The 21528-nt window shown below is 72.2% G+C and carries 18 protein-coding genes; 3 read left to right on the top strand and 15 right to left on the bottom strand.

What is annotated here, in order from left to right; translation table 11 throughout:
• Positions 1–118: 118 nt before the first annotated feature.
• The 14 genes from OG494_RS12825 to OG494_RS12760 form a co-directional block, all read right to left on the bottom strand.
• A complete protein-coding gene (locus OG494_RS12825; protein ID WP_328455243.1) occupies positions 119–1993 on the bottom strand; it encodes an NADase-type glycan-binding domain-containing protein in 1875 nt (624 codons plus the stop codon).
• On the bottom strand, positions 1977–2525 hold the full coding sequence (locus OG494_RS12820) for a phage tail protein I (protein ID WP_328455241.1): 549 nt from the start codon (positions 2523–2525) through the stop codon (positions 1977–1979). Before OG494_RS12820 ends, OG494_RS12825 begins: the two co-directional genes overlap by 17 nt.
• Positions 2525–4471: a putative baseplate assembly protein gene (locus OG494_RS12815; RefSeq protein ID WP_328455239.1), complete on the bottom strand. Its 1947-nt coding sequence runs from the start codon at positions 4469–4471 to the stop codon at positions 2525–2527. Before OG494_RS12815 ends, OG494_RS12820 begins: the two co-directional genes overlap by 1 nt.
• Before the next feature lie 9 nt (positions 4472–4480).
• Positions 4481–4900, bottom strand: coding sequence for a GPW/gp25 family protein (locus OG494_RS12810; RefSeq protein ID WP_328455237.1), 420 nt, complete (start codon positions 4898–4900; stop codon positions 4481–4483).
• Positions 4901–4912: 12 nt separating this feature from the next.
• The gene (locus OG494_RS12805) at positions 4913–6910 is read right to left on the bottom strand and encodes a phage baseplate assembly protein V (RefSeq protein ID WP_328455235.1); all 1998 of its coding nucleotides are present in this window, start codon (positions 6908–6910) and stop codon (positions 4913–4915) included.
• A 7-nt stretch (positions 6911–6917) separates the two neighbouring features.
• On the bottom strand, positions 6918–7730 hold the full coding sequence (locus OG494_RS12800; protein WP_328455233.1) for a LysM peptidoglycan-binding domain-containing protein: 813 nt from the start codon (positions 7728–7730) through the stop codon (positions 6918–6920).
• Between the two features lie 4 nt (positions 7731–7734).
• On the bottom strand, positions 7735–8253 hold the full coding sequence (locus tag OG494_RS12795; RefSeq protein WP_328455231.1) for a phage tail protein: 519 nt from the start codon (positions 8251–8253) through the stop codon (positions 7735–7737).
• Between the two features lie 3 nt (positions 8254–8256).
• On the bottom strand, positions 8257–8718 hold the full coding sequence (locus OG494_RS12790; protein ID WP_328455229.1) for a phage tail protein: 462 nt from the start codon (positions 8716–8718) through the stop codon (positions 8257–8259).
• Between the two features lie 21 nt (positions 8719–8739).
• Positions 8740–11406, bottom strand: a complete 2667-nt coding sequence (locus OG494_RS12785; RefSeq protein WP_328455227.1) for an eCIS core domain-containing protein — start codon at positions 11404–11406, stop codon at positions 8740–8742.
• A gap of 27 nt (positions 11407–11433) precedes the next feature.
• Positions 11434–11589 carry a DUF6760 family protein gene (locus tag OG494_RS12780; RefSeq protein ID WP_328455225.1) on the bottom strand — a complete coding sequence of 52 codons (156 nt, stop codon included), beginning with the start codon at positions 11587–11589 and terminating at the stop codon, positions 11434–11436.
• A complete protein-coding gene (locus OG494_RS12775; protein WP_328458932.1) occupies positions 11586–11984 on the bottom strand; it encodes a phage tail assembly protein in 399 nt (132 codons plus the stop codon). The genes OG494_RS12780 and OG494_RS12775 overlap by 4 nt, the downstream gene beginning before the upstream one ends.
• An 11-nt stretch (positions 11985–11995) precedes the next feature.
• Positions 11996–12457 (bottom strand): phage tail protein, encoded by a 462-nt coding sequence (locus tag OG494_RS12770; RefSeq protein WP_328455223.1) that lies wholly within the window; start codon positions 12455–12457, stop codon positions 11996–11998.
• 7 nt (positions 12458–12464) lie between these two features.
• Entirely contained in the window at positions 12465–13997 is a 1533-nt protein-coding gene (locus tag OG494_RS12765; protein WP_328455221.1) for a phage tail sheath family protein, read from the bottom strand.
• A gap of 172 nt (positions 13998–14169) precedes the next feature.
• Positions 14170–16644: a hypothetical protein gene (locus OG494_RS12760; RefSeq protein WP_328455219.1), complete on the bottom strand. Its 2475-nt coding sequence runs from the start codon at positions 16642–16644 to the stop codon at positions 14170–14172.
• Positions 16645–16934: 290 nt separating this feature from the next.
• On the opposite strand from OG494_RS12760, the gene OG494_RS12755 reads away from it, so the two are divergent.
• Genes OG494_RS12755 through OG494_RS12745 form a run of 3 tightly spaced genes read left to right on the top strand, consistent with a single transcriptional unit; the run spans position 16935 to position 19784 of the window.
• Entirely contained in the window at positions 16935–17612 is a 678-nt protein-coding gene (locus OG494_RS12755; protein ID WP_328455217.1) for a Pvc16 family protein, read from the top strand.
• Positions 17609–18805: a lytic transglycosylase domain-containing protein gene (locus OG494_RS12750; RefSeq protein ID WP_328455215.1), complete on the top strand. Its 1197-nt coding sequence runs from the start codon at positions 17609–17611 to the stop codon at positions 18803–18805. Before OG494_RS12755 ends, OG494_RS12750 begins: the two co-directional genes overlap by 4 nt.
• 10 nt (positions 18806–18815) lie before the next feature.
• The gene (locus OG494_RS12745) at positions 18816–19784 is read left to right on the top strand and encodes a hypothetical protein (RefSeq protein ID WP_328455213.1); all 969 of its coding nucleotides are present in this window, start codon (positions 18816–18818) and stop codon (positions 19782–19784) included.
• Here the strand turns inward: OG494_RS12745 and OG494_RS12740 are convergent.
• Positions 19781–21385 carry a PucR family transcriptional regulator gene (locus tag OG494_RS12740; protein ID WP_328455211.1) on the bottom strand — a complete coding sequence of 535 codons (1605 nt, stop codon included), beginning with the start codon at positions 21383–21385 and terminating at the stop codon, positions 19781–19783. The genes OG494_RS12745 and OG494_RS12740 overlap by 4 nt on opposite strands.
• Between the last annotated feature and the right edge of the window lie 143 nt (positions 21386–21528).

Raw genomic sequence — 21528 nt, 5'->3', positions numbered from 1 at the left:
CCTTTCAGAACCGCGCACCGGTCCCGGTGGGTCGGGAGCTACCTGATCGGGCAGGACCACTGCCCGATCGGCGCGCGCCGATCCCGTCCGGTACTCGGTCGGATGGTCGGTCGGACGTTCACTGTTCGACGAAGAACTCGATTTCCGACAACCGGACCTCGGTGCCGCGGATCGCCCGGTAGGGCGTCTGCAGGTGGATTTCCGCTCCGGTGATCCCCTGGCCGTTCTTGAACGACACGTTCTGCTCGTCCGGCTGGTCGGTGAGGGTGATGTCCTCGGTCTTCCCGGTGGAATACACCACGTGCAGCACCCGGACCCGGTCCTGGGCCTGGAAGTTGTCCGGGGAGCCGTTGCGGATGATCGCCTTGGCGAGGTCGACCGGGTGGTCGAAGGTCACCTCCAGCGTCGGGTCGGGGATCGTGGTGGCCGCGGCCCAGTACGTGTTGGTGAAGCCGTCGGTGGCGTCGATCCCCTCGTGCCCGGCGACCTCGCTGGTGGCGATCACCTGGACCGGGCGGACCGGGTCGTACTGCGCGGTGAACAGGCCGACGAGCGACTGCTTGGCGGCGTCGGCGCGGCTGTCGACCGCCTGCCGGAACGGCAGCACCAGGCCGTAGAGGAGGCCGAGCAGGACCATGACGATCGCGACCGGCACCCGCACGACCTTGATGACGCCGACCAGCGAGAACCCGCGCTTCTTCTTGACGCCGTCGCGGCCCGGCCGCTCCCCCGCTTTCAGCACGCGGTTCGACCGCCGGTAGCGCAGGGCGTGCCACCAGCGCTTCTTCGCCACCTCCGCGGTGACCAGTGAGGTGCCGCACCGGCTGCAGAACTTCCGCGTCCGCACGTTGCCTTCGCCGCACTCGCCGCAGACCAGGTCGCCGGGCTCGAGCCGGCGCGTCGGCTTGGTCTTGGTGATCACCGCGGCCTGCTTGACCTTCTCCTGCGGCGCGACGGCCCCGGGTTGGGTCCCGGCCGGCTGGGCCGTCGCGGTCGCGGCCACGAGCACCGGGGACTCGTCCGGGTCGCCGTCGTCGCCCGGAGGCAGCGGAGCGACGAGCGCCGCGGCCGACGCCACGGGCGGCCGCCGCACCGGCGGCGGGCCGAACGGCTTCGACAGCCCGCTCAGGACCGGGGGCCGGGGCAGGGCCGCGGTCCCGAAACCGGCGTCCTCGTCTTCGCTGTCCTCGTCGTCCTCGTCGTCGTCCTCGTCGTCCTCGCTTGCGTCGTCGAGAGGAGGCAGCTTCGGCAAACCGCCAAGGCGCGGCGGCTCGTCATCCTCGTCGTCGTCGAGGGATGGCAGTTTCGGCAAACCACCCAAGCTCGGCGGCTTCGGCAACCCGCCAAGGCGCGGCGGCCCATCGTCCTCATCGTCGTCGTCGAGGGACGGCAATTTCGGCAGGCCACCCAGCCCCGGCGGCCTCGGCAAGCCACCGAGCCGCGGCGGACCATCGTCGTCGTCCTCGTCGTCGAGGGACGGCAGCTTCGGCAGGCCACCCAGACCCGGCGGCTTGGGCAGGCCACCCAGACCCGGCGGCTTGGGCAGGCCAGCCAGCCCCGGCGGCTTGGGCAGCCCGCCGAGCCCGGGTGGTTTCGGTGGTCCCCCGAGACCGGGCAGCTGGGGCAGCCCGCCGAGGCCGGGTGGTTTCGGCGGGCCGCCCAGGCCGGGCGGCTTCGGCAGGCCGGCGGCTCCCCCAGCGGCCGCACCCGGCGCACCGGGACGGCCGCCGGCGCCGCCCAGGCCGCCGCCGAGCCCCGGCTTGGCCGGCCGCTCCACCGCGTCGCGCTCGCCGACGTCGAGGTAGAGGACCGACTGGATCTTCGACATCAGCCCCTGCTTCGGCTTGCCGGCCTCCTCCTCGGCGGCCGCGAGCACCTCGGCGTCGACCTTCCGCTCGACCTTCTCGCCGGTCCATTCGAGGAAGGTCCCGCACGAACCGCAGAAGGAGTCGGAATCGACGTTCTTGAAACCACACTTACGACAGACGATCATCCTGGGTCACCTCCAGCGTGTGCGGGACGTGGGCGGGTTTCGCGGCGGAGATGACGTCGTCCAGCGAGCGCCGCAGGGCGCTGGACGGCCGGCCGACGGCGACCTCGACGCGCAGGTGGGTGCGCGGTGCGGGGATGGCCCCGGTCGGCACCCGCGACCACGTGACACCCCCGGTGTCTTCGATCTCGACGCGCCCGCCGGTGACGATCTCCAGGTGGTCGCGCAGACCGGACACCGTGCCGCGGCTGGAATGCAGCGACACGGCCGAAGCGATGACCGACCGCCGCCGCACGGCGGGCCAGTTCTCCTCCGGGTCCACCCCGACCCACATCGCCAGCCACTCGACGAAGTCGGCCGGCGCCACCATCGGATCGATGTAGGCGTGCAGGCAGTCCAGCACGGACAGCACCGGCGCGAGTACCTCGTCGAGGCCTCCGGTGAAGGCCATCGCGAACTCGTCCTCCTGGTACACCGCCGGCAGGAAGCTTCCGAGCGGATGGGGGTTCGGGATCCCGGGTACCGTGCCGCGCATCAGTTCTGCTCCACTCTGACCTGGTGTTCGTAGGAGAAGACGAGGCTGGTCGCCTCCAGTTCGAGCCGGCTGGTCGCGCCTCCGCGTTCGCCGGTCAGCGGGTTGGCGCCGAACAGGCGGACCTGCTCCACCATTTCCACCCCCCGGATGCGCTGGAGCACGCCGTAGACCTCGCCCTCGTGCACCGCGCGGCCGAAGGGCCAGCCGCGCCCGTCCGGGCCGCCGCTCAGCGGGTTGAAGAACCCGTACAGCGCGGTCAACGCCTCGTCGTGCACCCGGTCGACGTCGATGCCGTGGCGGGCGGCCACCGTGGCCACCACCGTCACGCCGCGGTAGAGCGGTGGCTCGATCCGGATGCGCGTGCCGATCACACGCGCGGTGTCCAGCCGGCTGCTGATCGCGCGCAGGCTCGACTCCTGCGGCAGCAGCTCCTCGAAGGTGATCCGGCCGTCCCGCTGCGCCGCGGCGGGGACGACCAGGACCTTCACCGTGTTGGTGGTTTCCTGCTCGCCCACCGGGACGCAGCGGACGCGGGCGATCTCCGGCGCCGCGTCCCGGGTCAGGACCTCGTAGTCCTCGGCGGTCACCGCGCGGTTGCGGGTGCGGAGCATGATCGGCCCACGCAGCCGAGCCTGCTCGAGGGTCTCCCCCTCCACCCCGCCTTGGGCGGCCCGGCGGTTCTCCACGCGGGTGACGAACGGGATCGACGTGTGCAGGGTGCTGATCGCGCCCTTCCCGACGTTGCCGCGGGTACCGCCGCCGGTGAGGTACTGGCGCAGCCGCACCATCGCGTACTGCTCGGGCACGGCGCCGTGCTGCTGCAGCTCGCCGCCCGGGGTGCGGACCGCGGGACCGAACTCGACGATGCCGTTGACGGCGTCGAGCACGAAGTGCCGGTCTTCGGGCCCGCTGTCGGCGAAGTGCTCGACGCGGTCCCAGTCCTGCCAGCCGTCGTCGGTGCTGACCTGCACCATGGCGCCTTCGAGGGGTTCGAGCACCGGCCTGCTCCGCGCGGTGAACTGCTGCCCCGCAACACCTTCGGACTCACCGAGCAGCTCCGCCTCGACCACCTCGGCGTGCACGCCCGACGTCGTCGCGCCGACGGTGCAGGCGCCGAGCCCCTCGATGATCGGCGACGCGCTGTAGCGCGCGCTGCCGGGGACCGGCTCCACGAGCCGGGCCCGCAGCCAGCCGGCGCGTTCGCCGCCGAGGATCGCGGCTTCGTGGCCCGGCGGCACGTGGAGGACGATGGCGCCGGGGCGGTTCAGGCCGCCGGTCTCGTCGCGGCTCAGCTCGCACGCCGTCCACTCGGTACCGTCCCAGGACTCCCAGACCAGCGGCGGGTTCTCCGGGTCGACGCCGATGCCTTCCACCCGGCACCCGACGTCGAGCTGCACCGCGCAGCCCGGCACCGCCTCGCTCAGGCCCACCAGCAGGGCGTCGCCGATGTCCGGCGGGTCCCCGAACGCGCCGAACCCGGTGCCGCGCTTGAGGGAGTCGGTGTGGCCGGTGGTTTCGCCGCCGGCCGGGTGCGTCAGCACGTGGGCCACCGAACACGGGACGATGACCGCTTCGGCGACGGTCGCGAACTGGATGGACTCCTCGTTCTCCGCCCGCGGGGTCCCGGCGCGGGTCCCGCTGCCGATGACGACCGGGTTCGCGGTGGGCGCCGAGAGCCAGAAGGTCAGCGGGGCGCGCGCGGGCACCGGGGGCAGCAGCCGCAGGCCGATCATCTCCAGGAACTTGAGGTAGAGCCGGTCGGGCACGCGGTTCACCCGGAACAGCAGCTGGTCGACCATGAACGCGAACGTCTCGATCAGCGTGACGCCGGGGTCGGACACGTTGTGGTCCGTCCACTCCGGAGCGCGGCGCATCACCATCCGCTTGGCGTCGTCGACGAGATCCTGGAACCGGCGATCGTCCAGGTTGGGCACCGGAAGCGCCATGGGTCCTCCTCAGTACTCGCCGCCGTCGTCGGGGATGGTGTAGAAGGGGAAGACCAGGTTGCGCTGGTCGTTCGTCGCCTTCGGGGTGTACTGGATGTCGATGTACACCAGCGACCCGTTGTCCGGGTCCGGGCGGACGCTCACGTCCTCCACCTCGACGCGGGGTTCCCAGCGGCGCAACGCATACCGCACGACCTCGACCAGGCCGCTCGCGAGATCGACGTCGACGTTGCCGAAGACGAAGTCCCGCAGCGGGCAGCCGAACTCGGGCCGCATCGGGCGTTCGCCGGGGTAGGTCGAGAGGATCAGCTGCATCGCCTGGACGAGTTCGGCGTGCCCCTCGGCCATCGCGATGCCGCCGGTGGGGCCGACGCCGAGCGGGAACGCCCAGCCGCGGCCGATGAACTGGTCCACCACGGGCTCGGTCACGGGCACCTCCTTTCAGTTGAGCTCGATCTGGCGGCCGTTGATCCGCACCGTGGCGCCGCTGGTGATGCTGACCCCGCCGGTGGCGTCGAACTTCAGCTGCCCACCGGCGACCGACACGTCCCCCTGGCCCGCGTCGATCCGGATCGGGCCGTCCCCGGTCTTGAGGACCAGCTCGCCGCCGGGCCCGCAGCTGATGGTCAGCGTGCCCTGGGCCGTCTTGTGCGTGGCCGGATCGGGCGCGCAGGTCAGGTCGACCGAGCCGGCGACGTTGTCGATGACCAGGGCGAGCTTCTCGCCGAGCCCGCCGAGCACCACGCGGGACTTCTCGGCCGCCTTCAACGGCGCCGGGCCCGCGGCCGAGGGCGGCAGGCCGTCCTGGAACACCAGCTGGGACCCGGTCGAGGTGTAGATCCCCCGCTCCACCACCGACCGCACCGACCCGGCGTCGCCGAGGAAGGCCCGCGCCTCGGCGAACCGGGTCGAGGTGTTGTGGAGGCCGCCCAGCACGTAGGGCCGGCGGGGGTCGCCGAACTCGAACGCGACCAGCACCTCGTCGTTCACCTCGGGCAGGAACACCGCGCCGCCGCGGCCGCCGAGGCCGAACTGCGTGGTCCGCGCCCAGTCGGTGACGAACGTCGCCGACAGCCAGGGCAGCGACACCTTCACGCGGCCGCGTGCTTCGGGGTCGTCGATGTCGCTGACGATCCCGCAGACCACCCCGGGGATCCGGCCGGCGCCGGTGCCGCCGCCGGCCCCGGCGACCAGGCCCAGCGTCGAGCGGTCCTGCCGGCCGCTGACCACGAAGTGCGTGTGGTACCCGCCGTCCTCGAGGTCGAACACGTGCCGGGCGTTGGTGATCGTCCACACCCCGGCGAACTGGGCCGGCACACCCTTGACGGTCAGCCGGGTCCCCGCCTGGACCTCCGGGTTGCCGGCGACGGTCCCGGTGGCCTCGGCGAACGTGCTCGCGATCTGCTCGGCGAGACCGGCGGCCATCCGGTCCACCGAGCGCTGGGCGTCGGCGCCCCGGGCGACGGGCCGGTCGACGACGGCGAACGTGTTCTCTCCACCGCTGTCGGCGGCGAGCAGCGCCTGGCGCTTGGCCGCCAGGCCCGGCTGACCCGACCTCGGCCGGGTCAGCGGGTTGGGCGTCGTGGTGAACTTCTCGGCCAGCTCGGCGGGCCCCTGGTCCAGATCCGCCGTCACGGAAGTGAGTTTCGCCGCCCCCACCACGGTCTTCGTCGTGTCCGGGTCCCAGACGCGCACCTCGACCGTCGACGGGAGGTTGGCCGCGGAGACCCGCGGGGCGAAGGACAGCAGGTCCTCCTTGAAGGTCACGGTGACCTCCTTGGTCCCCGTGGCGATCGCGGCCAGCGCCGAGGTGACGCCGGAGGCCGGACCGGCCGTGGCGACGGCCTTGCGGAAGTGGAACTTCCCGTCGGCGATCAGCACCTCGTGGCCGATCTCGCGGGCCCGCTGCTGGAGGAACTCCCAGTCGGTCTGGTCGGTCTGGGCGAGGTGCTCGTGGGTGACGCCGGTGTGCTCGATGGTCCCGATCTCGAGCCCCGCGGCCTCCGCGAGGGTCCGCGCGATCCCCGAGTCGGAGACGTTGCTGAAGACGTGGCTGTGCTTGGCCCGCTGCAGCCGGTGCGTCTTCTCGTAGCCCCGCGCGATCGTGTACATGATGGACTCGTCGCAGCGGGCCTCGAGCGCGGTGACCTCGCCGGTGATCAGCACGACGTCCTGCGCGCCGTCGCCGATCTCGACGGTCGCGCCGATCACCAGGCCGGCGTCGTCGAGCGCGGTACCGCCGTCGGTGTCGTCGAGCAGGGTGATCTCGAACATGTCGGGCAGGTGCTGATGGGTGTCGACGACCACGCGGACCGGGGGTTCGGCGGTGTCCGGCCAGTCGGCACCGTCGACGGTGATCCGGGCCAGCACGGTCAGGGACAGCTCTTCGAGCCGTCCGGCGTCGGGGAGGAGCGAGGATGCGGCGGCGGGCAGCGTCATCTCCGGGTCACCTCCGTTCGCCGGGGTGGGGCAGGTAGAGCACCCGGCCGGGCCGGACCCGCAGCGGGTCGTCGATGCCGTTGCTCTCCGCGAGCTCCCGCCAGGTGCCGGGGCTGCCGTAGCGCTCGGTGGCGATCTGCTGCAGGGTCTCCCCCGCGGTCACCATGTGCCCGCTGCGCCCGGGCGGGCCGCCGGAAGTGGGGTTGGTCGGGTAGGAGTCGATGAAGTTCGGCTGCTCCTTCAGGTCCAGGGACACCTTGGCGCGGATCGGGATCCCCAGGTCGGTGAACCTGGTGTAGGACACGGTGACGCTCTGCAGCATCACGGTGTAGAGGAACGCGGCGGTCGGCGGGCCCCAGGAGAACGCCAGCATCGGCAGCCGGGTGGCGAGGTCCTGGCTGATCAGGCCGAGCTTCTTGACGTTGCGCGCCGGCTTGTTCCGCGCGCCCTTGAGCGAGCTCTTCCCGGTGCGCCGGGCGACGTTGGCCGCACCACCGAGCGTGGCGCCCACCTGGCTGCCGCCCGGGCTGGCCCAGCCGAGCAGGGTGTCGCACCGCGCCTTGGTGTCCATCCCGGTGAAGGTGATGTCGCCGACGGTGATGGTGCTGGCCTCGCTCTTCTTGAACTGGCTGCCGGTAGCGCCGCGCGGTTTGGTCGTGCGCGGGCCCACCATCCCCCGGGTCTTCAGGTCGACCCGGCGTTGCAGCTGGATCTTGGTGGGGTTGAAGTCGAACACGACGATGCCGGGCATCATCACGTCGAGGCTGGTCAGCATCGCCTTGGCCTGGCCGGCCCCGAGGTCGTCGAATCCTTCGGCCATCGGATCACCCTTCGCTGTGCAGGAAACCTTCGTGGACGAGCTCCAGGGCCTCGATCGCGAACTCGCTCGACTTCGCGTCCAGGTCCGGTCCCTTCCACGACTTCGGGAACACGTTCTGGAGGGTCCACTTCAGAACTTCCTGGTTCGACGCGTCGAACAGGGTGATGGTCGCCGAACCGCCCCGGTAGGAACCGTCGCCGTTGACCCAGTTGTCGACCATGTCCCGCAACCACCCCTGGACGGCCTTCGAGCCGTCGGGCGTCATCACGCGTTCGAGCCGGACCGTCTGGTACTTCAGCCCGTTCGGCAGGTACGCCTGGGTCTCGTAGTGCCCGCCGTCGACCACGTTCTCGGTCTCGAAGTCGACCGCGATCCCCTTGCAGCTGCGCCAGAAACCGAGGTCGATCTTCTGGGCGGCGTCCTGGGTGACCACGCCGAAGCGCATCGTCATCCCGAGCGACGGTCCCTTGCCGCGAGCCGCGCCGGCGCCCCGCCCCGGTGGCATGAACAGGTCGGAAGCCACGGCTCAGACCGCCTTCTGCTCGTCGTCGAGGAAGCCGAGGTGCTGCAGTTCGAGCGTCTCCAGCGCGACCTTGCTCGAGCCGGCCTCGAACCCGGCGATGCTCCACTTGGCCGGGACGACGTTGCGCAGCTCCCACTCGGTGACCGCGTCGTTGTTGGCGTCGTAGAGCTTCAGGGTGCCGGTGTAGAACTTGGGCTTGGTCGCGCCCTCGTTCAGCCACTTCTTCACCACGTTGGTGTCCTTGCACGCGGCCCGTTCCAGCTTGATCGTCTGGTACTTCGTGTTGCCCGGGTAGTACCAGCGGTGGTTCCACGAGTCGCCGGCGCGGTACTCGGCGACGTCCCAGGTGACGTCCAGGCCGGTGACCTTCGACCAGGAGCCCAGGTCGTAGGCCCCCTGGTCGATCACCACCTTGAACCGGTTCGCCATCGCGAGCAGCTGCTTGTCGTCACCCTTGATCGCCATCGCCTTCTCCTAGCTGCTCTCTCAGAATCGGATGTCCCGCAGATACCCGTGCCGCTCGCGGTCGACCAGGACGTCGGAATTCAGCTTCTGCTTCACGAAGCGGTAGATCTGCTCGACCAGTTCGGCCGAGTCGATGTCCGCGGGGTCGATCTGCGGTCGCCCCGAGTCGGTCAGCGTCCGGCCGATCCCCGTGCGCACGACCGGGCCGTCCCCCCGGCGGCCGCCGAACAGGTACGAGTCGTCGTGCTCGTCGTCCGCGGCCTTCTCCTCGGCCGGCTTTTCCGGCTCGGGTGGGAGTTCGAGGATTTCCCGCTCGGTCTTGCGGTCGAACCGGAACCCGAGCATGCCGCCCCAGGTTTCGGCCAGGTCGAGCCCGACCTCGCGGCCCCACTGGCCGGAGTCCCGGAGTTTGCGCTCTTCGCGTTCCTGCTCGGCCTCTTCGGCTTCTTCCTTTTCCGCGGCGAGCCGGCTCGCCGACGACGAACTGGCCATCGCGGGCAGCTTCTTGCTCGCGCTCGCGCCACCGGCGTCGAGCGCGCCGCCCAGACCGAGCGACGGCTTGCCGGCCTTCGCTGTGCCCGAGGTGGGCGCGGCGGGGCCCGTGGTCTCGGTGGCCCCGGCCGGCTCGGCGTCGTCGTCCGGTGTTCCGGTGAGGCTGAACCGGGGCAGGCCCACCGGCTTCGCGCTCCCGGCGGACGCGTCCGCCGGGCCGGCGGCCGCCCGCCGCCGTGCGGCACCCGCCCCCGCGGACGACGAACCGGCCCCGGACTCCTCCTCGGCCTTCGCCGGTCGCGCGGACTTCTCGTCGGCTTCCGGGTCCAGGCCGAGGATTTCGCGTTCGGTCTCCCGGTCGAACCGGAACCCGAGCATGCCGCCCCAGGTCTCGGCCAGACTCAGCCCGACCTCCCGGCCCCACTGACCGTAGGACTCCAGCTCACGGTCCTTGCCGAACACCTCCTCGCCGTCCGCCGACGCCGGGTCGCCGAACACGGTGGCCTGCTTGGTCTCCCAGAGGTAGGCGGCGAGTTTCTCGACGCTGTCGTGGGACAGGACGGCGCGCGGGTTGAGGAGGTTGTACTGCTTGGCGAGCTCACCGAGCTCGTACCGGAGCTCGGTTTCGCTGGCGTTCTCCCACCGGAGCGGGACGAGGTCCTCGTTGGACGCCAGGAAGTGCGCCAGGGCCCGGGCCTGCTCCTCGGGCTCGAAGACCTGCTCGTTGCGCCGGACGTTGATGTCGCGGAACAGGTCCTTGAGCTCCGCCCGGGTTTCGTCTTCGTCGACCGCGGCCCGCTGCACGGAGTCGGCCAGGACCGCGTCGGGCACGACGTCGCCGAAGACCAGTGCCGTGCCGTCCCGGTGGGCGACACCGCGCCGGACGAGCTCCTCGGCGATCCGCTCGGCGTAGGCCTCGGGGTCGAGGACGTCCGCCGGTTCCGCGGCGAGCGGGCGCGGCGGTGCGGCCGGGTGCACCATCCGGACGTCGCCGCCGAAGTCGCGTTCGGTCTCCCGGGCCTGGTTCTCCAGGTTCCGGCCGTCGGCGCTGTGCTCGGGCGCGACGGTGGTCGTCGTGCGCTGCTGCACCACGTGGGTCAGCTCGTGCGCGAGCAGCGACCGGGCCTGCCGCCCCTCGATCGGCCCGGCTTCGGCGGGCAGGTAGACCTCGCCGCGAGCGGTGAACGCCCGCGCGTTCAACGCCGAGGCGCGGTGCGACACCTCGGGCCCGCGGTGCACGGGCACCTGGGTCACGTCGGTGCCGAACCGGCGCCGGAAGTGGTCGGCGATGTCCCCGGGCACGCTCGCCGGCCCGGCCGGGCCGGGCAGGTCGGCGGCCAGCTGCTCCGGCCGTTCGGGCAGCCGCGCGGTGGCGGGGTGGCCGAGGACCCGGTAGGCGGGCCGCGCCGGCGCCGTGGCCGGGTCACGGCGGGCCGCGGCCGGTTCCGGCGGCGGGGCGACGACCGGCTCGGGCCGGGGCGGCCGGGGTCGCGGTGGCGGTGGCGGCTCGGGCGGGACCTCCGGCGCCCGGTCCCCGTCGTCCTCCGGTTCGTCGTCGGAGTCCGCCGCGGCCGCGCTCCCGGGCTCGCCCGGCTGCGGGTGGCTCAGCGCGGGCTGGCCGAGCCCGACCCGCCTGCTCTGGCCGAGGTTGCGGCGCCGGGGCCGCGGGTCGGGCTCGGGCGGCGCCGGGTGGGTGAGGAACGCCGGGAGGGGGCCGCCGGACCCGGTTTCCTCCGGCGGCGGCGGGGTGGCCCGCAGCCACGCCGGGGCGCGGAACGGCTCGTCCGGCTCCCGCGCCTGTCCGACGTAGGTGTCGGTCGCCCGCGTCAGGACGGGGTGGGTCAGCCGGGGCGCGGCGGGCGCGGGCCGGTGGGCCGGGTGCGGGGACGCCGGCGGGCCGCCGGTCCCCGGATCCGCCACGGCCCGGGCGGTGGCCAGGCCGTGGACCAGGCCGCGCGCCACCGGGACGTCGTGCTCGACGGCGTGCTTGCGCACGAGCAGCGCCCGGGTGGTGGCGATCTCGGGCGGCACCCGCAGCCGGGTCCCGACCAGCGGTGCGATGAGCGGGATGGTCGGGCGCAACGTCGCGACGGCGGCCCAGGACGGCCGGGGCGCGGCGGGTGCCGGCGAACGGGGTGCGGGCGGTGACTCCGGGACCACGGGTCCGGGGGTCCGGCGCCGGAACGGCCAGGGCATGGGTGCTTCCTCGGGGATCGAGGCCGGTCATCCGGCGTTGATGACGTCGTGGATCTTCGAGATCTCGCCGATCACCGTCAGGCGGTGCGCGTGTTCGAGGTCGAGGATCGTGTCGAGCGGCCAGTGGAAGTAGTAAGCGACGTACGCGACCTCCTCCCAGAGGCGGTCGGCCGCGTACGTCACGATCCCCCCGGGGCATCACCCGCCACGTCGACGGCGAAGGCGTGCCCGCATGACGGGCAGCCGACCTCGACCGCGGTGTGCCCCTCCTGGTTCACCCGCCGGTAGAGGTCCTGGAGGAACGCCAGGTCGGAGGCGAACAGGCTCTCGATGACGAACGAGTCGACCGCCGTCACCGACCCCAGCCCGGTCACCGTGCGCTCGAGCAGCAGCACCGTGAGGTAGGCGGGGTTCTGCCGGACGCGGGGGTCGTTCTGCGGGGCCAGCTCGTCGCGCGCGGTGGCCAGGCGCATCACGCCTTCGCGGTGGACGTGACCCGCTTCGTCGACGTACCCGCGGGGCAACGTGAACGGGTACTCGGTGCGCAGGGACCCGGTGTCGTGGTCCGGGCGGGGCATCGCCGCGGTGCTCACGGCGACACCCGCTGGAGGTGCTCGCAGACGATGGTGACCGTCTCCATCAGCACTTCGCTGCTGCCGGCGCGCAGAGCGCCGACCTCCAGCTTGGACGGCCACGCGTTCTCGAGGTAGTACCGGGCCACCGGTTTGCCGTCGAAGTTGTACATCACCAGCGAGCAGCTCTTGCGCGCGGCGGCGATGTTGCCCATCAGCACCGCCTGGTGCCACGACCACAGTTCCATGCCCATGGTCTTGCCCCGCTTGAGCACGACCGTCGGCGGCTTCGCTTTGCCGGGCAGCTTCTTGAAGCTGATCTCCCGGTCCGAAGAGGACATGTAGTCGACGGGTTCGACTTCGGTGGTGATGCCCGAGAGCTCCGAGAACGAGGCGACCTCGTAGCCGTCGATGGTGATGGAGAACCGCGCCGCGGTGAGGGCGTCCTGCGACTGCTGCGGTCCGAGCCCTGCTGTCATGCTGACCTCATTCCTCGAGTGACGATCCGTCGGAGAACTGCGAGATGCGGAAGACCACGAACTCGGCCGGCTTGACCGGCGCGATGCCGATCTCGACCGTCAGGATGCCCTGGTCCCGGGATTCGGCGGGGTTGTTCTCTTCGTCGCACTTGACGAAGAACGACTCGTTCGGGGTCCGCCCGAACAAGGCGCCGTCCCGCCACACGCCGCGCAGGAACATCGTGATCGTGCGCTTGACCGAGTCCCAGAGCTTGGGGTCGTTCGGTTCGAACACCACCCAGTTCGTGCCCTGCAGGATCGACTCTTCGACGAAGTTGAACAACCGGCGCACGTTCAGGTAGCGCCATTCCGGATCGCTCGAGAGCGTCCGCGCTCCCCAGACGCGGATGCCCTGTCCGGGGAAGGACCGCAGGCAGTTCACCGCGACCGGGTTGAGCAGGTCGTGCTCCCCCTTGGTGATCGCCAGTTCCAGCGAGATGGCGCCGCGGACGATCTCGTTGGCCGGTGCCTTGTGGACGCCGCGGGTGGCGTCGTTGCGCGCCCAGATCCCGGCGACGTGCCCGCTGGGCGGCACGTGCACCGGCCGCCCGCCGACCGGGTCCATGACCTTGACCCACGGCCAGTACATCGCCGCGAACTTGCTGTCGTAGCCGGTGATCTCGGTGCGCCAGTTCTTGACCTGCTGGGCGCCGAGCCCGGCCGGGGTGTCGAGGATGGCGACGCGGTCGGCCATCAGCTCGCAGTGGGCGATCATGGCCAGCTGCACGGCCTTGACACCGTCGGAATCGATCGCGCCCTGCTGGTGGCTGGCCATGAGGTCGGGCACGCACAGCATGGTGATCTCGTCGATGGCCTCGAGCCCGGCGAAACCGGTGCGGTCGGCCGCGTTCCCGACGTAGTCCTGGGCCCCGACGTCCTGGCTCTGCTCGGCGACGACCCCGGCGAGCGGGACCAGTTCGTTCTTCTGCGGCAGCGCGACGGCGCCGGCGGACTTGGCCTCCTCGACGGCGATCAGCTTGGACCGCTGCTTGACCGCGGTGGCGACGTTGTTGCTGCCGCGCTTCATGGACACGTTGTCGAAGGTCTCGACGACCTCACCGGCGCGCTTGACGACCAGCCGGAAGTTGTCGTCGGTGTTCTCGCTGGCCTCGCCGATCTCCACCGACAGCTGCTCGCCTTCGGCACCGGCTTCGATGGCGCGGACGGTGAAGGCGCGCTTGCCGTCACCGCCGATCGCCGGCACCTCGGCCCGCGCGGCGACGGGCTTGGCCTCCCCGTCGGGACCGACGCGGACGACGTAGGCGACGCCACCGCCGTTGAGGAAGTAACCGTAGACGGCCGGGGCGAGGTACGAACCGGTCACGAAGTCCCCGAAGACCTGGGTGAACTGGCTCCAGTTCGTCACCAGGGTCGGTTCGTTGAGCGGTCCCTTCTCGGCGAACCCGACGAACGCGCACACCGCGGTGCCGACCCCCTCGATGGGCCTCGAGCCGGACGCGACTTCCTCCATGTACACGCCGGGTGCGAGATAGCTGGGCATTGGGCCTCCCTGGGCTGACTTGCTGCCGCTGGCTGAGCTTCACATCCGCGAAGCCGATCAAGGTGCTCGCTCGGCCACGCGGACCGGGCAGAGGGGTTTACCCGTTCGGGCAACCGGCCGGAGCGACCGCGCCGTGTCCCGGTCGGGGACACGGCGCGGCCCGCGGCCGGGCTCAGGCCGCGTCAAGGGGGTACGGGACCCCGAATTCGAACGAGTCGTCGTGGGTGTGGATCCGCCACAGCAGCCCGTCGCCCCGGCTGTGGGCGTGCCCGAAGTAGAGGGGCTCGTCGGGCACCTGCGTCCGGTCCAGGTGCTCCTCGGCCCACTCCTGGAGCCCGTTGTCCACGAGGTCGCGCCAGAAGTCCACCGGGACCTCGTCCGGCAGGGGTTCGAGGGACCGGCACTGCCAGAGGAGCACGGTGAGCGGGCCGAGCCGGTCCTCGGCGCCGGCGAGCGGGTGCGGGCCGTCGGAGATCCGGGCCCGGCCTTCCGCCGTGACGGCGATCCGCGCTTCTCCGAGCAGGAAGTGGCCGTCGACGGTCGCGCGGACGTGGGTCCGGAAGTAGAAGTACCCGTCTTCGTCGCCCAGGAACTGCTCGGTGAGCACGGGCGCGGTCATCGGAAGGGCCTGGCCCTGTGGGCCGAGTGCCGTCACGAAGTACTCGTCGATCTGGAACAGCTCGCTTTCCCGCTCGAACGCCTTGACGACGAATCCGGCGGCCCTGGTGCGGTCGTCCGGGGTGAACCGGCCGTTCCAGACCCAGCCGCGTTCGCCGTTCAGGTCGACGTAGAACGCGTCGTGGCCGGCGTCGTAGCCGTGCACCGTCACTTCGCGGTCCGGGTTCTCGCCGATCGCGTCGAGCTCGGACCACGCGTGCTTGAGCGCTTCGAGCAGCCGTTGCCGCCGCTGCGGCTCGGTGACGCGCAGCTCCTTCGGGTTCAGCTGCTCGCCCCACTTCACGACCAGTCCGAGCCCCTGGATCACCTCGCCGACCACCGGCATCGCGGTGACGACCTTCATCTTCGCGGTGTCGTCCCTGAGCACCTTCATCGCGGACCGCGCGCCGACGTCCAGGAGGCCGGGCAGGCCCGCCGCCACGCCGCCGGCGACGGCGGACCCGGTGCCCGGCGCGTCGTCCTCGGCTGCCGCTTCCGCGGCCTCCTTGGCGTCGAGTTCCTTCAGCTTCGCGACGTATTCGGCGCCGAGGTGCCGCTCGACCGTCTCGCGGTCGCCGGCCGCCGAGTAGGCCACCAGACCCCGGATCAGCTCGGCGACGATCGTGTGCGCCGCGCTGATCGCGGAGCTGACCAGTGCGGTGACCTCCGGCGCGAGCGGGAACGCGGCCACGCCGGCGAGCCCGGCGGACACCACGCACATCCGCAGGGTCCAGACGAGGGTTTCGGCACCGAGCAGGCAGCCGTTGACCACCGGGAAGGCCGAAGCGAAGTCTTCCTTGAGCTTTCCCGCGGTGCTCTTGCGCGCCCACGCGTCGCACAGCCTCGCGGCCCGCACGGTGGCGTCGCCGAGGTTCTCCAGCGCGGCGAGGTAGTTCCGCCAGGCCGTCCCGAGTTCCTCGTACTGCGCGGGGCCGATCAGGGGCGCGGGGTCGTTCCGGGTGTCCCGGTCCCGCACCCGTTTCGGGTCGAGACCCCGCAGCACCCCGGTCGTGCGGCGCAGTTCGCCCTCGCACGACATGAGCGCGGTGTACGCGGCTTCGAGGAGTGCTTTGGCCTCGTCGCGGGACTTCCAGCCTTCGGCTTCGGCGTAGGCGGAATAGGTCGCGGCGAAGACGGGCTTGATCCCGGCGGTGGCGGCCAGCATCCTCGCTTCGACCGCGATCAGCCCCTTGACGTCGTCCGGGCCGAACCGCGCGACGCGCCGGGCGGTGCTCGCCCCCACGAGCCGCCGTTCGGCCTCGGCCCCGACGTCCGCCTTCTTGGTGGCTTTCACCTGGGCGCCGATCTTCTCCCGCAGTTTCGCGCACGTGTCCAGGAACGCCGGGAACGCGCCGTTCCAGGCCGCTTCGTCGGCCTTGCCCAGCTCCTTCGCCAGCGCTGTGTAACTCCGGCCGTGGTCCCGGAACCACTTGCGCAGGGCCTTGAACGAGTCCGCGCTGTCGCGGTCCTGGCCGGCGAGCCACGCCGCGAAGAGGTTCCGCCAGTCGGGGTTGTCGTTCTTCATCAGCTCGCGCAGGTTCTTCGGCCGGCTCTCCTCGACGACGAACCGCACCCGCATGTCCGGTGGCAGCCAGGAAAAGCCGCCGGAGAGCGTGCCGGCGGGCACCGCGTACCGCTCCCGCTCGACCTGCTCGGCGAGGGCCGCGAGGTGGTCGCGAATCCGCTGGCAGAACTCGCGGAACCGGCCGATCAGGTCGTTCCACTGGCGTTCGTTCGCCTTGGTCAAGGCCGGGTACTTCGCGGTGCGCTCGTGGGTCTTGATCAGGTCCTCGAACGCCCGCGCCGCGCCGGTCCCGGCTTCGCCGCTCACCTCCGACAGCCAGAGCGTGAACAGCCGGCGCCACCGCCGGTCCTTGCCCAGCAGCTCCTTCAGGCTGCTCGGGCGGCTCTCGTGCACCACGAAGCCGAGCTGAAAATCGGGCGGCAGGAACGTGAGATCGAGGTCGGTGGCGGGTTTCGGCTTCGTCATCGTCGCGCTCCCAGCGGTCCGGAGAACCGCAGTATCGCGCCGCGGGCAGACCACCCGGGGTGGCTCGCGGCGAAGGCGGAAGGGCACTCGGGCGGTGCGCTTTCGGGCACGCACACCGCATCCGTGCCCCATCGGGCACCCAGCGGTGCTCGTGGGCCGGACACCCGGCGCCTCTGCGGCGTCGCCTGAGCACCTCGACCACGACGGGTGCCCGTCCGGGCAGCGTCGGTGCACCCGCCGGTGCGCGACCGCTCACCGGCGACGGGCCGCCCGGGCCGCACGCTGGAGCGGTGATCCGAGACGTGGACGACGCCGTGAGCGCGCTGCTGCGGCGCTACCTGGACGACGAGACGGTCGTGAGCCTCGGCCGGCCGGGCGCCGAGCCGCCGGGCGAGCACGCGGTGCTGCACCTGGTCCTGCACGGCATCGCCGAGGCGGCCGACGGCCGCGGCGCCGCCGAGTGGAGCGAGGTCCGGGACGCCCGTGGGCAGGTCGTCGGCCGGCAGCCCCCGCTGCGGCGCTACCGGATGCGGTACGTGATCTCCGCGCGAGCGGCCACACCGGAGGCCGAGCACGCGGCACTCGACACCGTCCTCGCCGCGTGCGCGATCCACGACGTGCTGCCCGGCGACGTCGCCGGCGAACGGCTGGCCGCGACCGGGTTCCCGGTGACCCTGGAGATCACCGGGCCGGCGGCGGCGCACCCGGGCGAGCTCGGCACCGGGCCCGGCGGCGCCCACCTCCTGCTGGACGTGACCGCGCCGCTGCTGCCCCCGATGCTCACCGACATCCCGGCGAAGGTCGAGCAGCTGCAGCTGGAGGCCGGCGCGCACGACGAGCGGGCCCGCGACCGGACGGTCGCCGGGCACTGGCGCTCGGTGCGGACCGCGCCGGACTCGCGCTGGTCGCAGGTGCGCGTGCGGGAACGCGTCCGGCCGGGGGACGACCGGACGCGGGAGGCGGAATGAGCACGCCGGTCCGGCGGTACATCACCCGGGAACCGGTGGTGCCGCAGCGGGAGACCCGGTTCGGCTACCGGCGCCCGCTCGCGCTCGCCGGCGTGTCGGTGTCGATCGCCGCGCTGGTCGCGTCCCTGGCCCTCGGCTCCGCCGGCGACACCGTGCTTTCGACGGCCGCGCAGGACGAACCCGCGCCCGCGCCGGCCGGGACGCCCGCGCTGCCGGTGGTGCCGGTACTGCCGCTGCAGAACGCGATCCCGGTCGTGCCGCCGATCGCGGCGCTGCCCGGCGGTTCCGACCAGCCGGTGGTGCCGGCCCTGGCCGTGGCCGGGATCCCGGCCACGGCGCTGCAGGCCTACCAGCGCGGTGCCGCGCTGCTCGCGACGGCCGACCCCGGCTGCGGGCTGAGCTGGACCGTGCTGGCCGCGATCGGGCGGGTGGAGACCAACCACGGCCGGTTCGGCGGGTCGGCGTTGCGCGCGGACGGCGAGACCACGATCCCGATCCGCGGGCCGCAGCTGACCGGCAGCCCGTTCGCGCTGGTGCGCGACACCGACCGCGGCGCGCTCGACGGCGACCCGGGCTACGACCGCGCGGTCGGGCCCATGCAGTTCCTGCCCGGGACCTGGCGGTCGCTGAAGGCGGACGGCAACCTCGACGGCCGTTCCGACCCGGACAACATCTTCGACGCCGCGCTGGCCGCGGGTCTGTACCTGTGCAGCGGCCCGGGCGACCTGCGGGACGACGCGCAGCTGCGCACCGCGGTGCTGCGGTACAACCACTCCGACGACTACGCGGACACCGTGCTGGCGCTGGCGAAGTCATACGGGTCGGGGTACGTCACGACCACCGGCGGTCCGGTGCCGCCGGTGCCCGGCGCCCCGGCGACAGCCGGTCCCGGTGCCGGACCGGCCGGTGCCGCCGCGGTCCCGGCACCCCCACCGGCCGGCACCGTCAGCGGCCCGGGCGCGTTCGTCCCGGACTCGGGTACCCCGGAGCCCGGCGTCACGGTGCCCGCCACCGGCCCGGGTGCACCGGCGACGACCGCGCCGGTGAGCACGGTCGCGCCCCCGGCCGCCACCCCGCCCGCGGAGACCACCGCGGCACCCACGAGCCCGCCGGCGGCACCGGCGGAAACCCCGAGCACACCGCCGCCCCTGCTGTCGCTGTCGGTGCTCGGCGTGACGGTGTCCCTACCCTGAAGGAGGAACCATGACCGCGCCGCGAGAAATCCAGTTCCCGGGTTGGTGGGAGAGCACCTTCACCCGCGACGAAACCGCCGTCAGACCCCGCGAATCGGGGTCGGCGCTCATCATGGGCCTGTACGGCGACCTCCGGGACGCCTTCGCCGGGCACAGCATCGCCGAAGTGGCGGAGTACTGGTACGACGACGCCCGGGGCCGCTTGACGCGGCTCATCGACAAGGTCGTCGAGGTCGTGAACTCCCGGGTGGACGACGCCCGCCAGAACCTCCCGCGGATCGAGCGGGCCAAGGCGGAGCACGACCGGGCCGAGAAGGCGATGACGGCCGGCCGGAACGCCGAGCTGCGAGCGGAGCTGGAGCGGGAGGTGGCGACGGCCCGCAACGGCTACCACCACCTCGTCGAGGACTACGAGAGCGCTGTCAGTGACGTCGAACGCCTCCAGGGCCTGACCACCGAGCTGTACGAGCTGCTCGTCGCGCTGGAGGAGGCGCGGCCCCCGGACGCGGAGGTTCCGGCCGATCCGGCTCCGGCAAACCCGGCGGACACCGACCTCGGGAGCAAAGTGCTCGCCGAGGGCCAGGTCGGGCGAGCCCAGCGGCCGCATGAGATCACCTTCACCCCGGTCAGCAGCTGCCTCACCGTCGTGGTGACGACGACCCGGAAGGACGGGGCCGAGTTCTCCACGGGCGCGCACCTCAGTCTGGCGCCCGCCGACGGCGGGTACGCCTCCGACGAGATCCTCGACGCCTTCGTCGCGCTGTTCGGTCCCGGCGAACAGATCATCGACTGCGTGGTCGACGGAGATGCGGGGTCCTGGTGCGAGGAGTTCCTGACGAAGTCGCAGTGGACCCGCGGCGGAGAACGGAACTACTCCGACGAGGAACTCGCGCGGCTGCCCCCGGGTGACATCAGGGGCCTGTTCCACTACCGGGTCCACCAGGCCGTCGGCGCGGACGACGCGATCTACGACATCTAGTCGGCCTCGACGATGCGGCAGGCCATGGACAGCGCCAGGCGCTCGTCGGGGTCGTCGAGGTCGACTCCCAGCACGTCGCGGATGCGTCTGAGCCGGGTGGTGATCGTGTTGCGGTGCAGGCTCATGGCGTCGGCGGTCAGCCCGATGGAGGACCGGTTGTCCAGGTAGGACCGGAGAGTCTCGAGCAGCTGCCCGGACTGCACCCGGCGCAGCGGCGCCAGTACGGAGTTGGCGTAGGCGCGCAGGTCCTCCGAACCTTGCCACGACAACAGGATCCGCGACACGCCGAGGTCTTCCACGTGTTTCACCCGTCGGCTGGACCGGTCGGTGCGCGCCAGCGTGGCGGCGTCCCGGGCGTCGCTCAGGGTGGCGGCGATGCCGACGATGCCGACGTGCGGCCGCCCGATCCCGGCGAAGATCTCCCACTGCGCGGGCATCGCGTCGAGCGCCTTGCGCACCCGTTCGCCGAATTCGCGCTGCTGCAGCACGGACGGCTGGCCGAACGAGGTCACCCAGGCCGACCAGCCGTCCGGGCGTTCGACGAGGGTGCCCTCGATGCCGGCCGCCGTGAGCACCCGGCGGACGCGTTCGAACTGCATGAGCACCAAGTCGCGGTCGTCGTCCCCGCCGCCGCGCAGTCCGATGTGGACGCCGGTGTGCCAGCCGTAGAGCCGCCACCCGGCGGCCACCGCCTGGTGGACCGTCTCCTTGCCGACGGATTCCCCGCGCTCGAGCAGTTCGGTGAGCAGCTGGGAACGGGAGCGGGCGTTCTGCTCGGCGGCCAGGCGCTCCTCCGAAAGCCAGGCGGCCATCGCCGGTTCGAGGATGGACAGCAGATCGGCGGCGTTCTCGACGACGTAGGGCCGGCTGGACTCGAGCCGCAGCGCGAGCCACGCGACGGTGCCGCGGGCGGCCGGCCCGTACACGGGCTGCAGCAGCAGGGTGCCGCCGGTGACCGGGAGCTGCTGCGGCACGGCCAGGTCGAGGCGGGCGGAGCCGGGCAACGGCTGGGCCGCGCCGAGCAGGAGCGACCCGTCCCCGGCGAGCACGGTCGCTTCGAGACCGGCGACGTCGCGCAGCGCGCCCAGCACGACGTCCGGAGTCCGCCGCCGGGATCGCAGCCGGCGCACGAGCGCCTCGACCTGCGCCGCCCGGGTCAGCTGCGGCGAGCGGAGCAGGACGGCCAGTGCGTGCGCGAACGACCGGGGTTCTTCGGACTCCACCGCGATCAGCGGGATCGTCAGCCGGTCGGCCAGCCGGATCGTCGAGGAGATCGGGGGGCTGTGGGCCCCGACCAGCAGAACGGCGCTCGCCCCACCGTCACGGGCCCGGCGCAGGCCCGCCTCCAGGAGGTAGGGCGGCAGCCCGTCGGCGCTCTCGTGGACGAGGATCTGGTCGGTGCACTCGGGCAGTTCGTTGCCGCCCCACCACTGCATGTCCACGACCGGCCGGTCGGTGCCGCGACCGCCGGCGAGCACCCGGGCGTCCCGCAGGAGCAGGTCGGCGAGCAGGTCCTCGACGGTCAACGAGCGCGCTCCGCGCTGGGTCGAGCCGTCGCCCGGCATCGGCGTCCGCGGCATCGGCGTGGTGTCGAAGCGCACGGGCAACCTCCACCGGTCTGTCCCCCTGGAATGACGGCGATCAGGCACACACAGTCACGGAACAGGTGGCTCTATTCCGCCGTTCGGCCAGTCGACTTCGTCTATTCGTACCTCAAAAGTGGGACATGCGCCATCGTTATGTC

It is taken from the genome of Amycolatopsis sp. NBC_00438 (assembly GCF_036026695.1).
In the GTDB taxonomy this organism is placed as follows: domain Bacteria; phylum Actinomycetota; class Actinomycetes; order Mycobacteriales; family Pseudonocardiaceae; genus Amycolatopsis.
Note: the sequence above shows the minus strand (reverse complement) of the source record. Positions and strands in the feature narration are given on the sequence as shown.

Coding starts and splice junctions, on each gene's coding strand:
- OG494_RS12825 (WP_328455243.1), bottom strand. CDS start 1,993: ATGATCGTCTGTCGTAAGTGTGGTTTCAAGAACGTCGATTCCGACTCC.
- OG494_RS12820 (WP_328455241.1), bottom strand. CDS start 2,525: ATGCGCGGCACGGTACCCGGGATCCCGAACCCCCATCCGCTCGGAAGC.
- OG494_RS12815 (WP_328455239.1), bottom strand. CDS start 4,471: ATGGCGCTTCCGGTGCCCAACCTGGACGATCGCCGGTTCCAGGATCTC.
- OG494_RS12805 (WP_328455235.1), bottom strand. CDS start 6,910: ATGACGCTGCCCGCCGCCGCATCCTCGCTCCTCCCCGACGCCGGACGG.
- OG494_RS12800 (WP_328455233.1), bottom strand. CDS start 7,730: ATGGCCGAAGGATTCGACGACCTCGGGGCCGGCCAGGCCAAGGCGATG.
- OG494_RS12790 (WP_328455229.1), bottom strand. CDS start 8,718: ATGGCGATCAAGGGTGACGACAAGCAGCTGCTCGCGATGGCGAACCGG.
- OG494_RS12785 (WP_328455227.1), bottom strand. CDS start 11,406: ATGCCCTGGCCGTTCCGGCGCCGGACCCCCGGACCCGTGGTCCCGGAG.
- OG494_RS12775 (WP_328458932.1), bottom strand. CDS start 11,984: ATGCCCCGCCCGGACCACGACACCGGGTCCCTGCGCACCGAGTACCCG.
- OG494_RS12770 (WP_328455223.1), bottom strand. CDS start 12,457: ATGACAGCAGGGCTCGGACCGCAGCAGTCGCAGGACGCCCTCACCGCG.
- OG494_RS12765 (WP_328455221.1), bottom strand. CDS start 13,997: ATGCCCAGCTATCTCGCACCCGGCGTGTACATGGAGGAAGTCGCGTCC.
- OG494_RS12760 (WP_328455219.1), bottom strand. CDS start 16,644: ATGACGAAGCCGAAACCCGCCACCGACCTCGATCTCACGTTCCTGCCG.
- OG494_RS12750 (WP_328455215.1), top strand. CDS start 17,609: ATGAGCACGCCGGTCCGGCGGTACATCACCCGGGAACCGGTGGTGCCG.
- OG494_RS12745 (WP_328455213.1), top strand. CDS start 18,816: ATGACCGCGCCGCGAGAAATCCAGTTCCCGGGTTGGTGGGAGAGCACC.